Here is a 14919-nt window from a genome sequence, read left to right on the forward strand (position 1 = left end):
AAAAAATTACTAGTGAAATCTATGTAAATTATTTTGAAAAATTTAATTATTTTCTATATTTTCGAAGATAATTTGAGGATTAATTTTCTGCAAAGTCTCTATAAACAAAAGTTCATTTTCCGGTGTTATATAAAGATCGTTGTGGTATTTAGCAAAAATTATTAATCCTTTCGTACCTGTACCATACTTGTGAAAACCACTCCACATAGTTTCACCTTTCCTTATTTTAGTTATTTTTTCAATTTCTGTAGTGTATATATTGAATAGAAATCTGATGGTTAATTTATTTTCTTTTACAATTATCTTAAAAAAATATCGACCGCCAAAAGATAAAAAAAGCAGTGAAATAATAATTAATCCCATCGGTAAAAAAACAAAAAAATCGTCTTTTTCTAAGTAGGTGTACCATGAAATACTTAATAGCAATAAAATAATCCCAAGATAAAGCATGAAGAACACTTTATCTATTTTCTTAGTTTTAAAAATAATCTCTTCCATGTTATACATTGGTGTTTCCAAGCATTGGAACAAATTTATACGCGCCAAATTCCTCTTTTTCAAATTCTTTTTCAGAAATTTTTGTAAATCGATATAAAGTTTGATGCTCAAATTTTCCTAGAGGAATTACCATTTTTCCGCCTATTTTTAATTGATGAAGCAATTCTGTGGGTAAATTTTCTGCTCCGCAAGTCACAATTATTTTATCAAAGGGAGCATACGTTGGCAAACCTGCGAAACCATCTCCAAAACTTTGAAATTTTGGAAAGAGATTTAATTCTCTCAATTTATTTTTAGAAAAATCATACAAACTTTTTTGTCTTTCAATGGTATAAACCAATGCTTTCATCTTAATTAGTACTGCTGTTTGATAACCACAACCTGTCCCAATTTCTAAAATTTTCTCATCCTCTTTTACTTCCAAAAGTTCTGTCTGCTCTGCCACTGTAGATGGATGAGAAATTGTCTGTTGGGATGCTATCGGAAAAGCACGATCTTCATAAGCGTAATCTGCAAAAATACTTTCTAGAAATAGGTGGCGTGGAATTTCGTTGATTGCATTTAAGACATTTTCATCTGTAATGCCCAATTTATCACGTAAATAATTAATTAAAATTTTTCTTTTCCCTTTGTGTAAGTAACTATCTTGCATGGTTCTATTTTCTCCTTTTCAAATATAAAAAATAAAATACACTTTCCCTACAATTTAAATTTTATTAAATACCAATCAAAAACCCAGAAAGTTTAAAAGATTGTCATTAACTTTGTCCAAAATAAATCAATTTCAAAAAAAATTACACTTAATGACAAAATTAAATGCTAAAAAAATTAGAGCATATATAAAAAGCACCGGAACTTATGTACCCCCAAAAATCCTAAAGAATGATTTTTTTGAGGCTGTTGGTTCTTCAGATGAATGGATTTTCAAAAATTTAGGAATAAAAGAAAGACGCATTGCAGAAGGAGAATTTACCAGTGATCTCGCTACAAAAGCCGGACTCAACGCGTTAGAAGGTTCTGGCGTTTCTCCATCGGATATAGATTTAATAATAGTAGCAACCTCTACACCAGATAGACAAGCTCCTTCTACTGCTTGTTTTGTACAAGAAAAAATGGGTACCTATCAAGCTGTTGCTTTTGATATTTCTGCCGTTTGTTCTGGCGGATTATACGGAATTGCCATTGGTTGCCAATTTGTAGAAACAGGAATGTATAAAAACGTATTGGTAATTGGTGCCGATGTTTTTTCATCAATTACAGATTGGACGCGCAAAGATTCTGTCTTTTTTGGAGATGGAGCTGGAGCAATTTTGCTATCAGCTACAACCGAAGATAAAGGTTTTTTCGATTTTAAATTGCATGCAGATGGAAGAGGAAAATTACATTTCAATATTCCAGCAGGAGGTTGCGAAATGCCTGCATCTGAAGAAACTTTGAAAAACAAACAACATTTTTTCCAGATGAATGGAAAAGAAGTATACGAAACTGCTACCAAAGTTTTGCCAGAAGCAATTATAGAAATTTTGGAAGATAATCTAATGACTTCCGATGATGTAAATTATGTAATTCCGCATCAACCAAGTATTAGAATTTTGCAAGAAACAGCCAGAAAAACCAATATTCCTTTTGAAAAAGTGATGACCAATATGGATCGTTACGCCAATACTTCTGGTGGAACGATTCCTATTATTTTAGATGAAACCTTTAAAACCAAAGAAATAAAAACAGGCGATATTCTACTTTTCGCAGCTGTAGGTTCTGGCTGGACATGGGGAACTGCGCTTTACAAAGCTTAAAAATCATCCAAGAATTCATTTTTTACTATTTATTTTTTACTTAAAAAAAACGATGCTCAAAAATCGAACATATTTAATAACAGGTATTGCCGACGAAAATTCTTTGGCAATGAAAACAGCAGAAAAAATTCTAGAAAACAACGGAAACGTAGTTTGTACCGGACTTGGTGTAACGCCTTTTCACAAAAATCTATCCGAAAAAGCCAGTGATTTTTTAAATAAAAACCACGAAGATTTCAAAAAAGCTTGCGACAAAGTATTGGGAAAAGATATTTATACCGCTGCTTTAGATGTTACTTTACCAGAAAGCTTAAAGTTTTTAGCTAATGATTTAAAAGAAAAAAACATAGGATTAAATGGTTTTCTTCATGCAATTGCAATGGATAAAACCATTAGAAACAAATCTGTGAAACCAATGCTAGAAGTAACAGCAGAAGAATTTAACGATACGATGAATGTTTCTGCGTATTCTTTAATTTCGCTCAGTCATGCTTTACTTTCCAATGGAGTATTGCAAAATGGAGCTTCCATTGTTTCTTTAAGCTATATTGCGGCAGAAAAAGTTTCGTTTTTTCCATATATTAATATGAGCATTGCAAAAGCGGCTTTAGAAAGATTAACCATAGAAATGGCCTATGAATTGGGAAAAAAATATGGAATTAGAGCCAATGCTATCCGATTTTCACCTTATATGGGAAGCAAAGCCGGTAATGCAACTTTGAAAGATGAAGATGTAGAAAGAGCGCACAGAATCAGTCCGTTAGGAAATGCTTTACCAGAAGATTTGGCACATGAAATTGTGCATTTATTCCGTCCGGAAACCAGAATTACCGGAGAAATTCGCCATGTAGATGGTGGTTTTCATATTATGGGATAAATTTTCTACAGTTAGAAGAAGTACTTTCCAAATTCGATAATATTTTGAAATATTAATAATATATCGCAGATTGTATTTAATTCTACGGATTGCTAAGAAACTGAGAGATTTGGTGAATTTACAGTATTTTTCAAATTAATTTTTTTTCGATTATTATTAAAAAATTTCTATCTCGAGCTAAAAACGAGGTGGAATTTTTTTTTTTTTAAAATAAACATATCGAGCAGTTCTACTTTTTCTTTTGGTGAATTACCTGGTTTTTGATTGAAATTAAGTACAGATCATCAAACATAATTTTATAATTTAGTGCCATAAAATGACTATTAAAAATGAAAATAATTAAAACAGCTTTGATGGCTTATGGAGATTCTAGAAAATTCTTTCATGCTCCTTTTCTTTCTATTTGCGATGGTTTTGAACTAATTGGAGCCTATGAAAGAAGCAGCAAAAACATCCAAAAAGATTTTGAAAACACAGTAAGTTTTGACAGCTTAGAAGAACTTTTGAGTAGTGATGCAGAATTAATTGTAATTAATACACCAGTTCACACGCATTTCGAACTTAGCAAAAAAGCTTTGGAAGCTGGAAAACACGTGTTGGTAGAAAAAAGTTTCACCAGCAATTTGGCAGAAGCAATAGAACTAGATGCATTGGCGAAAAAACTTGATCTTAAATTGTGTGTTTATCAGAATAGAAGATATGATAGCGATTTTAAAACGGTGCAAAAAAATACTTCAAGAAAATACTTTAGGCGAAATTGTAGACGTAGAAATAAGATTTGAGCGCTATAATCCTTCGTTATCTATAAAATCTTGGAAAGAAAAAAATCAGGATGGATCTGGTGTTTTGTGGGATCTTGGATCTCATATTATAGATCAGGCTTTGGTATTATTTGGTTTCCCCACGCAGATTCATGCGAACTTAAAACAATTTAGAAAAAATACAGAAATTGGTGATTATTTTGATATTTTGCTGTATTATCCAGATAAAAATGTGCGATTAAAAGCCACCTTTTTTGCCAAAGAAGTTTTACCAGCTTATGTGTTGCAAGGTAGAAACGGTAGTTTTCTAAAAATGCGTGCAGATGTGCAAGAAGATGATTTAAAAATGGGAAAAACACCCAATTACACAGATTGGGGAACAGAAAATGAGCATCAAAAAGGAATTCTACATACAGAGAAAGGCAGATGCGAAATTGAAAGTTTGCACGGGAATTATTTAGAACTTTTTCAGAAATTACATACCTCAATTGTAGAGAATAAACCTGTACCCGTACATCCAGAAGACGCCATACAAACTATGAGAATAATAGAAGCAGCCCAAAAAAGTTCTGAAGAAAAAATAGTTGTAACGCTATAAAAAGACTAAGAAAATGTAAATTTTTGAGCTTGAGCCTAAATGCTTATATTTACGCTAAAGAATAATAAACTCAATATATGCTAAAAGCTGGTTTAGTTGGCGCAGGTCATCTCGGAAAAATTCATTTAAAATTACTACAACAATCGGAAAAATATAATCTTGTCGGTTTTCATGATGCAGATGCAGAAAATGGGAAAAAACTAGAGGCAGAATTCGGATACAAATATTTTGAAGATTTCGAAGAACTTTTAAGTCAAATAGTGATGTTGGATATCGTAACTCCTACTCTATATCACTACGATTTTGCGATGAAAGCCATTGAAAAAAGAATTCATTTTTTCATTGAAAAACCCATTACGCAAACTTTAAAACAAGCCGAAGAAATTCTCTACAAATGCCGAGAATTTGGTATAAAAGCTCAAGTTGGCCATGTAGAAAGATACAATCCTGCATTTATAGCTACAAAATCTTTCATTCAAACACCGATGTTTATTGAAATTCATCGATTGGCAGAATTTAATCCACGTGGAACAGATGTTTCTGTAGTTTTGGATTTAATGATTCACGATTTAGATATTTTACTTTCTTTGGTGAAATCTAAAGTGAAGGAAATACACGCAAACGGAGTTTCTGTGGTGAGCAAAACGCCAGATATTTGCAATGCGAGAATTGAATTTGAAAATGGTTGTGTTGCAAATTTGACGACTTCCAGAATTTCTATGAAAGCGATGCGAAAATCTAGATTTTTCCAACAAGACGCTTACATTTCTGTGGATTTTTTGGAGAAAAAAGCGGAAGTAATTCGCATGAAAGATGCGCCAGAAATTCCTAATGATTTTGATATGATCATCACAAATGCAGAAGGCGAAAAAAATCAAATACTATTTGAATATCCTGATATTCAACCAAATAATGCAATTTTGGATGAATTGGAAAGTTTTGCAGACGCAATTACCGAAGATAAAAACGTAGAAGTTTCTTTGGAAGATGGAACTGAAGCGTTGAAAGTGGCATTGGAGATTGTGAGGTTGATTTCTTAATTGGGCGAATTTTACGAATTATCTCGAATTTTACGAATGAAAAAAACACTCTTAATTCTTCTGTCAATTTTCCTTTTTTCTTGCACAGAGAAAAAAAATAATCAAAATCCAGAGCTCGATTTGCAAACTGAAATCAATAAAATTATTGCAGGAAAAAACGCTACAATCGCTGTTTCTGTAAATTCTATAGAAGATGATTTTAAAATAGACATCAACGGAAATAAAGAGTTACCACTTTTGTCGGTTTTTAAATTTCATGTTGCGATTGCAATTTTGAATGAAGTAGATGCAAAAAAATTAAATTTAAACCAGAAAATTGCAGTTGAAAAATCTGATCTTCACGACAATACTTACAGCCCGTTTCGAGATGAATTTCCTAATGGAAGCAGAGAAAAAACTTTGGGAGAAGTTTTGAAATACGTGGTTTCGCAAAGTGATAATAATATTACAGATGTTTTAATAAAAAAAATTGGCGGAACAAAAATCGTTCAACAAACTCTGGATAATAAAGGAATTAAAAACTTTAAAATAAGTGCAAACGAAGCAAAAATGCATGAAAATTGGAAAAACATGTACCTCAATACAAGTTCTACAAATTCTCTCAACGATGCATTGAAGAAATTGTACGATGGAGATTTACTTTCCAAAAATTCTACAGATTTTTTAATGAAAACGATGCTAGAAACCACAACAGGAGCTAATAAAATTGTAGCTCAATTGCCAAAAAACACACCTGTTGCGCATAAAACTGGAGCTTCTGGAAAAAATGACGCAGGCTTAACTGCTGCAGAAAACGACATCGCAATCATTACTTTACCCAACGGAAAACATTATGCAATTAGCATTTTGATTTCAGATTCTATGGAAAGTGAGGAAACAAACACCAAGTTGATTGCAGATATTTCTAAAACAGTTTATGATTACTTAATTAAAATCGAAAGGAAATGAAAAAACTGATTATTTTATGCTTAATCCTAATGCTATCTTTTTCTTACGGACAGAAAAATTTAAAATACATTGAAGTTGGTTTCTCAAGTATTTGTTGTGGAACACCTTCTTCTCAACCAATAATAGATTACATTAAAAATTTTCAGAAACAAAATAAACTGAAAAATTTTGAAATTTGGAAGGAAAGTGGATTAGGTTATGAAGGAGAATATGCTTTGTATATTGGCATCGATCAATTGAACAAACGAAAAAAAGCGTTATTTTTGACAGAATTAAAGAGTATTTCTGAAACTTTCAATAAAAATAGAAATAACAATCACGATGGATACATTAATATTGGTGAAGTTTTGATTTCTAAAGAAAGCATCATTAAAAATAAAGAAAAACCTAGAAATAGATTTTCAAAAACGACAGTATTTAAATATTAAAATTAATTAAAAATAAATAAAAATCATGAGAAACATAGTAGTAATAGGAGCAGGAACAATGGGAAACGGAATTGCACATACATTTGCGCAGCAAGGTTTCAGCGTAAAATTGGTAGACGTTTCTGAACAAGCTTTGGAAAAAGGTCTTGCCACCATCGCAAAAAATTTAGACAGAATTGTAGCTAAAGGAAATCTAACGGAGGAAGAAAAAGCCAAAACTTTAGGCCAAATTTCTACTTTCACAGATTTGAAAGATGCTGCAACAGATGCAGATTTAATTGTAGAAGCAGCGACGGAAAATCTAGATTTAAAGCTGAAAATCTTTAAGCAAATGGATGAAATAGCACCAGAAAACTGTATTTTATCTACCAATACTTCTTCCATTTCTATTACGAAAATTGCTTCTGTCACCAATAGACCAGAAAAAGTAATTGGTATGCATTTTATGAATCCGGTGCCAATCATGAAATTGGTAGAGATCATCAAAGGATATTCCACGAGCAAAGAAACTTTTGATGCAGTGTACAAAATGAGCGAAAATTTGGGAAAAGTTCCGGTAGAAGTGAATGATTATCCTGGTTTTGTAGCAAATAGAATTTTGATGCCGATGATCAACGAAGCGATAGAAACTTTGTACAACGGAGTTGCAGGTGTGGAAGAAATAGATACAGTGATGAAATTGGGAATGGCACATCCAATGGGACCTTTGCAATTGGCAGATTTCATTGGTTTGGATGTTTGTTTGGCGATATTGGAAGTAATGCACGATGGCTATAAAAATCCGAAATACGCACCGAATCCATTATTAGTAAATATGGTAATGGCAGGTAAAAAAGGCATCAAATCTGGTGAAGGTTTTTACGATTATTCCGAAAGTAGAAAGGCCGAAAAAGTAGCGAAAATGTTTGCGAAATAGAAGATGAAAATTTTTAAATTTTTGCTGCTTTTAATATTACCGATTTCAATTTTTTCTCAAGAGCAATCAATTTCTGCAGATTTTGATGGTGACCAAATTGCTGATAGAGTTTATGTGGATGATAATAGTGGAACTGTAACTTACGAATTGTCTTCTCAAAAATTTAAAAAAATTATCACAGAAGATTATTTAGATAGTGGAGAAATTTCTTTAAAAAAGAAAAAAAATGGTTTTGAAATAGGAGTAAATCAAATGCGCGCTGGAAATTCTTTCCAATTTCGGTATGAAAAATCAAACGGAAAAATGAGATTGATTGGAATGCAACGTTATGAATTTGGACCTGCAAACAATGATGGAAGCGGAAAATCTAGCGTAAATTTATTAACGAATAATTACATCGCAGAATGGAACCATTATGATTTGGACAAAAGTGAATTAATTAAAATTCCAAGCATTAAAAAGAAAATGGTATTGCCAAAAGCTTATTTCAACGATTTGAAAAATGTATACTCTTTATATTTGGATCAAGATATTAAATACTATCGTTCTGAAAAGAAAAAAATGCAAAAAAGTAAGAATTAAATGTTAAGAAAAATACCAGAGAAATTTCTTCAAATTTTTATATTAACAGCAACAATTTTAATGATTGTTGCTCGTTTTCTTTTGAACGAAAAAGGTCGCGTAAATCCTGATTCCATTAGGTATATGCGCCAAGCAAATATTTTTCCGGTGATAGATAATACCACCGCTCCACTTGGATATCCTTTGATGATAAAATTTTTTACGTTTTTTAACTTTGATGAATTTTGGTCGAGCAAAATCGTGGCTATTTTATCTTATTTATTCATCATTTATTTTTCTTATAAAAAGAAATTTTACTTCCGGGAGAGCATTTTACTAGGCGCACTTTTTAGCTTTGTGTCTGTTTTTTCTTACACGATGAGCGAACCTTTCATATTGCCTTTTGTGTTTTTGTTTCTGTATTATGGAGCAGAAATAATTGATGGTAAAATCAAACACTGGAAAGCAATTTTTCTGTTGGCTGTTTTGTTAATTTTAATGTACAACATTCGGTATAGTTCACTTTTTATAATGATGGGATGTGCTGGTTTTGGAATTATATTTTATAAAAAAAAATACGCAAGATATTTCCTAATTTCTGGGGTTTTAGGTGTACTTTTCATGCTTGGCTATCAGCAATTTTTTATTAAATATTTTAATGAAAGTTATTATGACGTCTTTCTACAGATAGGTTTGCATCCAACTTCAAAATTATTAAAAGAATTATTCTTCGGGCTTTGCACCACTTTCAATCCATTTATTCACATTGCAAATCCCGCGGGTGGCTTTATTAATTATGGAATCTATGGAATAGGTTTGCTCAATATTTTACTTATTATTTACCTTTTACTTAAAAATAAACTATCTGACAAAGAAAATTTATTCTTAATTTTTGGACTTTCCGGAATTTTTGGTTCTTTCTTTATTCAATATTTTTATTCTGTAAACCCGATCGATTATAGATTGTTGGCACCATTTTCCTTTCCCATTTGGCTTTTGTATTTTAAAAAATTACATTCAAATTTTGGAAATTTCCCTTATGGAATTGCGACCTTAAGTCTTCTGGTTGGTTTCACTTTCACGATGCTGTCTCGGGGAAATTACCTAGAAAATAGAAAGCAGATGAAAAATTTTTTGGTGAAAGAAAAATTAATAGATCAACCTCTTAAATTTTACATGAAAGATGAACTTTTAGATCTTTCTTCCATGCAATTGGCAGAATTAATTAGCACGATTAATCCCGTAATTTATGTAACATTTAAGCCAAAAGATAGTTTGCAGAAATCTACATTAACAAATTATAAAATAAGGAGTAAAATAAAATTAGATGAAAATAAATATCAATAAAATTTTCTACCTTTGCAGGAGTTTAAAATTTAAAAAAAATGAAATTACCAAAATTTTTATTAGCAGACAATTCAGATTTTCCAGAAGATCTATTTGTAGTGCATACAGAATACCCAAGATTCGTCTTGAATGTGGAAGAAGAAGAAGTAGAATGGTTTGACGATTTGGAGGGCGAAGACGAAGAAACAATGGCTGAAGAAGCTACCAAAGTTGTAGAAGCTGCCTTCAAATTCTGTGACGATGAACTGAACAAATATGACGACGAAGACGAAGATTCTTCTGAAAACTAAAAAAATAAAGGACTCAAATGTGAGTCCTTTTTTTTTATTTTGTTTTGCTAAATTTCATAAGCAAAAGTTTGTCTTTATAGAGTTCTAGAGTATTTCCATCTATATTATATTTATTTACTTTAGATAGCGTACTTAGGAAACTGGATTCAATTTCCATGTTATCACACATCATTTTTGTAGTACCAAAATTGGTCAAAATCATTTTTCCACTATTAGATGTTTCTGCAGTACCAAAAAAATTATTGCAACCTGCGAAACCCATTATCTTATTTTCTACAAAACTTATAGTTGGGATTTTTCCATTCACTTTATCAACCATTTTCCATGAAGAGCCGACTAAAGTAGGTTGAGAACTTTTCATTGTTCCAGATTTTTTCATTGTAGTACAAGAAAATATTACAAGTAATGCTACAAAAGCAATCGCTGAATTTTTCATAATTTATATTTTAATAATTAAAGATACTGTTTATTATGTAGTTTTAGTGAAATTATATTAAAACTTCTACCTCAAAACAGCGTCAAATTCTTTTTCAAAAGTTTTGATTAATTTATTCATCACGGCAGAAATTTCTTTTTCTTCCAGTGTTTTTTGCTCATCCAAAAGTTCAAAACTCATCGCGTAAGATTTTTTTCCTTCTGGTAAGTTTTTTCCTTCATATACATCAAAAAGATTAATTTCTTTTATCAATTTAGAAACAGTACTCGCTTTGGAGTGCATAGAAGCGTAGGTTACATCTTGATTAACCAACAAAGCCAAATCTCTTTTTATTTTGTTGAATTTAGAAATTTCTTGAAATTTAAAATTCTCTTTTGTTCTGAAAGATTGCAGCGTTTCTAGTTCTATTTCTGCGTAGTAACAATCTTGCGCTACATCTGCATCTTTCAACATCTGAGGTGAAACTTTACCCAATTTTGCAATTGTTTTCCCTTTTGAGATAAAATCTAATCCCTCAGAAAATCTATCGTCTTCGCTTGGAATCTCTTCTATATCTAAATTAAATTTTGAAAGCAAAACATTCACATAACTTTTAATGTTTGAGAATGTGGAACTAGATTGCGGTACCAACCAATTTTCCGCTACATTTCTACCGGTAATCAATATTGCCAATTGCTTTCTTTCTAAGTACTTTTCCTTTTTATGGTAAATTTTTCCTAGTTCGAAAAACTTTAAGTCCGCACTTTTTCTATTAATATTGTAAGCAGCATTATGAAGAAGACCTTCCAAAAGGGATTTTCTCATGCAGGATAAGTCTTTGCTTAATGGGTTTAAAATTTTCACCGCATCGGTTTCATCTTTCACAGCAGTGAGAGAATTGTTCATCACTTCATTAAAGCCTACACTTTGCAAAGTTCTTGCAAAATTATTTTCTAGTTGATTCTGATCATCCAAATCTACCTTTACAGGCGTGAAAGAAATTTTCTGTGGCGAGCTTATTTTATTGTAACCATAGATTCTTAAAATCTCTTCTATCACATCTATTTCTCGCGTTACATCTGCTCTATAAGCTGGAATACTCAATTCTAAACCATTTTGAATTTCATTTAAAATTTCTATTTCTAAATGTTTCAAAATTTCTTTAATTTTTTCTCGATGAATGGTTGCTCCTAATATCTGATCCAATTTAGAATAACGAAAAACCACATAATGATTTTCAATTTTCTTAGGATAAAATTCTAGAATATCTCCTTTCAAATTTCCGCCGGCTATTTCTGCTAGCATTTCCACTGCTTCTATCAAAGCAATTTTGGTCATATTTGGATCTACACCTCTTTCAAATCTAAAAGAAGCATCTGTATTTAAACCATGAAATTTTGCCGCTTTTCTCACCGCAACAGGATTAAAATATGCACTTTCTAAAAATATGGTTTTCGTATCTGCAGAAACTCCAGAATTTGCACCGCCAAAAACTCCAGCAATACACATCGGCTCATCGTTTCCATCTTTTATCATTATTTCGGCCCCACTCAAAGTTCTTTCTACACCATCTAAAGTTGTAAAATTAGATCCAAAATTATTGGCGCCAACTTTTATGGTATTTCCAGCAATTTTTTCGGCATCAAAAGCGTGAAGCGGTTGCCCAAGACCATGCAAAATAAAATTGGTAACATCCACCACATTATTGATTGGACTTAAACCAATGGCTTTCAATTTATTTTTCAACCAAACTGGCGAATCTTCTATTGTTAAATTTTCTACAACTGCTCCCAAATATCTCGGACAAAGATTTTCATCTTCTACAATCAATTTAAAATCGTTTTCACCTTGAATTTCTATGGATTTTTTTGCAACTTTTGAAAAGGATGTTGTAATTTGATTAGAAGCCAAATAGGCGTTCAAATCTCTTGCTACACCATAATGCGACATGGCATCTGTTCTATTTGGTGTTAATCCAATTTCATAAACAATGTCTTTTTCTACCTCAAAATATTTTGAAAATGCTTCCCCACCTTCATATTTTTCTGCATCAAGAATCATAATTCCGTCATGACTTTCGCCAATTCCTAGTTCGTCTTCTGCGCAGATCATTCCGACAGATTTTTCTCCACGAATTTTGGCTTCTTTTATTTCAAAAAATTCTCCGGTGGCATTGTAGATTTTTGTGCCTACAGTTGCAACAGGCACGTTTTGTCCGGCTGCTACATTTGGCGCACCACACACTATTTGCACAATGGTATCTTTGCCAATATTTACGGTTGTAATGTTGAGTTTATCTGCATTTGGATGTTTTTCGCAAGTTAAAACTTTGCCAACTACCACTCCTTCCAAACTTCCTTTTACGCTTTCAAAAGCATCTGCACCTTCTACTTCCAAACCAATATCGGTAAGATATTCTGAAATTTTTTCGGTAGAAATTTCTGTGGTGATGTATTTCTTGAGCCAAGAATCTGCTATTTTCATTTTACTTTTTTATTTTTTTTGAGGCGGACATTTTTAACACATTAGTTTAATTTAGAATACTTCTTAAAAAGTAAACTTAGGTGCACATTAGTTAAAAAATGATAGATTTTAAAAACTACCAATCAGAAATTAATGTTGAAAAAATTTCTTAATTAAATAATTTTTAGAATTAATCGCAAATATCGTGAAATTTTAAGAAAGGATAAAATTTGAATCTACTTTTAATTCATAAAAAAAGACGCAAAAAAATGCGTCTTTAATATTTTTAAATGATGGAAAAATTTTATATTTTTACTTATTGTCATTTAAAATAGTTTAAAAACTAAATTTACTCTATTTCAGAAAAAACTTAATGATGAAAAACATAGGATTAAACGCGAAATTGCTGAAATGCGGTAACAGAATATTACAGTAAGGAATTAAGAAGTTATTGAGGAATCACATATTGATTTAGATATTTTTAAAACGTAAAACATAAGCAAATTCTACTTTATTTTAAATAAAATTTAGAAGTTGAACTCTGTGATAAACCACAAGGAAACACCTTAAATCTTTGCAGAATTTGGGATGTACATCAAATATGTTTAAAAGCAACTGCTGATGCTGCAATGCGCTATCCTGATTGTCTATTAAAGGCTTTTGGAGGGCTTTAAAATAAAAAAATGATTTAAAAATATTATTATGTTTCCAAGATTCACTTTTTATTTTTTGTTCTTATTTGTATCATCACTATACTTTGCTCAAGATTTAACAATCCAATATGAGTATAGTAAACGTGAATTTACAGATTCTACAAATATTATCTCACAACGCTCATATTTAAAAATTGGAAAAGAAAGTTCCTTGTTCTTTAGCGAGGCAGCCTATGTATCAGATTCTATAATGACAGAAAATGAAAAAAATGGAGAAAAAATAAATTTTAAAAATTTACCTAATGATTTGATCGAACTTTTTGTAAGAAAAAAAATAAAAAGTAAAACTTTAGATTGCTTCTCATTTGAATTTATTGGGCATCAATATGTGTATAAAGAAAGTCCAAATTTTAAATGGAAAGTAACTAGTACGACTAAAAATATTCTAGGTAAAAAAGTAATCCTTGCAAAAACGTCATACGCTGGACGAGATTATGAAGCATATTTTGCACCAGAGATACCTATACAAGATGGTCCGTACAAATTTTTTGGCTTACCCGGCTTAATTTTGGAAATTTATGATACAAAATATAATCATCATTTTTTAGCAATTGGAATTTCTACCACTTCTAAAATTGATGTAAATCACATCTTAGAAAAAGAAAAGTTTTTAGAAATAAGCAAACCTAAATATCTTAAATTAAAGGAAGATATTCAACAAGCGCCATTAAATGAGATGAAAACAATCATGAGCCAAGCAAATTTAACAGAAAGACAAGACGCTAATGGAAACATGGTAAATATTCCAAATTTAATTAAAAATATGGAAACAAAAATGATCAAAGAATTTGAACGTCAAAACGTAATCGAAAAAAATTAAAATCAATTTTATGAAAAATTTTAAAAAGCTTTTTGTAGCAGTATTACTATTTTGCTCCTTTTTTGCGATTGCAAATGATTTAAAAATTACAGATCCAACCTACTATTTGGAATTTAAAAAAAATGAACAACCAGAAAATGTAGAATTTAAAAGTATTAAACAAAATGAACTGGTGAAAAAGGGGAAGGATATTATTTCAAACTACAATTTGATCAAGAAGACAATTTCATTGGTGCTTCATACGCAAATGCAGATTCTACTATAAGTTCTACAACTATTGTTTATTTGGAAGAGATGACCAACTATTTGTTGGATCCAATTAATTCTTCCATATCCGCTGATGTTGTTTCTGATACGTGCACCCTGAACTGCAATAGAAGCAAGAAATGTTATGATAAAAAAACTAATGAAGAAGCAATAGTTTGTAGTACGACTTGTATACTTGGTT

At 31.1% G+C, this 14919-nt stretch carries 17 protein-coding genes; 13 read left to right on the forward strand and 4 right to left on the reverse strand.

Annotated features, from left to right (window positions below; all coding sequences use genetic code 11):
- Window positions 1-42: 42 nt before the first annotated feature.
- Complete coding sequence (locus HNQ03_RS03405; protein WP_173778254.1) at window positions 43-498, reverse strand: PH domain-containing protein; 456 nt, start codon at window positions 496-498, stop codon at window positions 43-45.
- 1 nt (window position 499) lies between these two features.
- The gene (locus tag HNQ03_RS03410) at window positions 500-1150 is read right to left on the reverse strand and encodes a protein-L-isoaspartate(D-aspartate) O-methyltransferase (RefSeq protein WP_173778255.1); all 651 of its coding nucleotides are present in this window, start codon (window positions 1148-1150) and stop codon (window positions 500-502) included.
- A 151-nt stretch (window positions 1151-1301) separates the two neighbouring features.
- Between HNQ03_RS03410 and HNQ03_RS03415 the strand changes: the two genes are divergently transcribed.
- From HNQ03_RS03415 to HNQ03_RS03460, 11 genes are all read left to right on the forward strand, one after another.
- Window positions 1302-2294 carry a beta-ketoacyl-ACP synthase III gene (locus HNQ03_RS03415; RefSeq protein ID WP_173778256.1) on the forward strand — a complete coding sequence of 331 codons (993 nt, stop codon included), beginning with the start codon at window positions 1302-1304 and terminating at the stop codon, window positions 2292-2294.
- Between the two features lie 52 nt (window positions 2295-2346).
- Window positions 2347-3171: an SDR family oxidoreductase gene (locus HNQ03_RS03420; protein WP_173778257.1), complete on the forward strand. Its 825-nt coding sequence runs from the start codon at window positions 2347-2349 to the stop codon at window positions 3169-3171.
- Between the two features lie 329 nt (window positions 3172-3500).
- Window positions 3501-3953, forward strand: a complete 453-nt coding sequence (locus HNQ03_RS16205; protein WP_317170341.1) for a Gfo/Idh/MocA family oxidoreductase — start codon at window positions 3501-3503, stop codon at window positions 3951-3953.
- A complete protein-coding gene (locus tag HNQ03_RS16210; RefSeq protein WP_317170342.1) occupies window positions 3871-4530 on the forward strand; it encodes a Gfo/Idh/MocA family oxidoreductase in 660 nt (219 codons plus the stop codon). The genes HNQ03_RS16205 and HNQ03_RS16210 overlap by 83 nt, the downstream gene beginning before the upstream one ends.
- Before the next feature lie 77 nt (window positions 4531-4607).
- The gene (locus HNQ03_RS03430) at window positions 4608-5570 is read left to right on the forward strand and encodes a Gfo/Idh/MocA family protein (protein ID WP_173778258.1); all 963 of its coding nucleotides are present in this window, start codon (window positions 4608-4610) and stop codon (window positions 5568-5570) included.
- A gap of 36 nt (window positions 5571-5606) precedes the next feature.
- The gene (gene bla, locus HNQ03_RS03435) at window positions 5607-6518 is read left to right on the forward strand and encodes a class A beta-lactamase, subclass A2 (protein WP_173778259.1); all 912 of its coding nucleotides are present in this window, start codon (window positions 5607-5609) and stop codon (window positions 6516-6518) included.
- A complete protein-coding gene (locus HNQ03_RS03440) occupies window positions 6515-6946 on the forward strand; it encodes a hypothetical protein (protein WP_173778260.1) in 432 nt (143 codons plus the stop codon). Before bla ends, HNQ03_RS03440 begins: the two co-directional genes overlap by 4 nt.
- Window positions 6947-6971: 25 nt before the next feature.
- A complete protein-coding gene (locus tag HNQ03_RS03445) occupies window positions 6972-7862 on the forward strand; it encodes a 3-hydroxybutyryl-CoA dehydrogenase (protein WP_173778261.1) in 891 nt (296 codons plus the stop codon).
- Between the two features lie 3 nt (window positions 7863-7865).
- Window positions 7866-8444 (forward strand): hypothetical protein, encoded by a 579-nt coding sequence (locus HNQ03_RS03450; protein WP_173778262.1) that lies wholly within the window; start codon window positions 7866-7868, stop codon window positions 8442-8444.
- The gene (locus tag HNQ03_RS03455; protein WP_173778263.1) at window positions 8445-9770 is read left to right on the forward strand and encodes a hypothetical protein; all 1326 of its coding nucleotides are present in this window, start codon (window positions 8445-8447) and stop codon (window positions 9768-9770) included.
- Window positions 9771-9808: 38 nt separating this feature from the next.
- Complete coding sequence (locus tag HNQ03_RS03460; RefSeq protein WP_173778264.1) at window positions 9809-10060, forward strand: hypothetical protein; 252 nt, start codon at window positions 9809-9811, stop codon at window positions 10058-10060.
- Window positions 10061-10094: 34 nt separating this feature from the next.
- On the opposite strand, the gene HNQ03_RS03465 is transcribed toward HNQ03_RS03460, so the two are convergent.
- Window positions 10095-10496: an META domain-containing protein gene (locus HNQ03_RS03465; protein ID WP_173778265.1), complete on the reverse strand. Its 402-nt coding sequence runs from the start codon at window positions 10494-10496 to the stop codon at window positions 10095-10097.
- A gap of 66 nt (window positions 10497-10562) precedes the next feature.
- Window positions 10563-12959 carry a phenylalanine--tRNA ligase subunit beta gene (gene pheT / locus HNQ03_RS03470; protein WP_173778266.1) on the reverse strand — a complete coding sequence of 799 codons (2397 nt, stop codon included), beginning with the start codon at window positions 12957-12959 and terminating at the stop codon, window positions 10563-10565.
- Window positions 12960-13640: 681 nt separating this feature from the next.
- Between pheT and HNQ03_RS03475 the strand changes: the two genes are divergently transcribed.
- On the forward strand, window positions 13641-14471 hold the full coding sequence (locus HNQ03_RS03475) for a GLPGLI family protein (RefSeq protein WP_173778267.1): 831 nt from the start codon (window positions 13641-13643) through the stop codon (window positions 14469-14471).
- Between the two features lie 10 nt (window positions 14472-14481).
- Window positions 14482-14736: a hypothetical protein gene (locus tag HNQ03_RS03480; RefSeq protein WP_173778268.1), complete on the forward strand. Its 255-nt coding sequence runs from the start codon at window positions 14482-14484 to the stop codon at window positions 14734-14736.
- Window positions 14737-14919 lie beyond the last annotated feature (183 nt).

The sequence above is a fragment of the Frigoriflavimonas asaccharolytica genome, assembly GCF_013294015.1.
Classification (GTDB): Bacteria; Bacteroidota; Bacteroidia; order Flavobacteriales; family Weeksellaceae; genus Frigoriflavimonas; species Frigoriflavimonas asaccharolytica.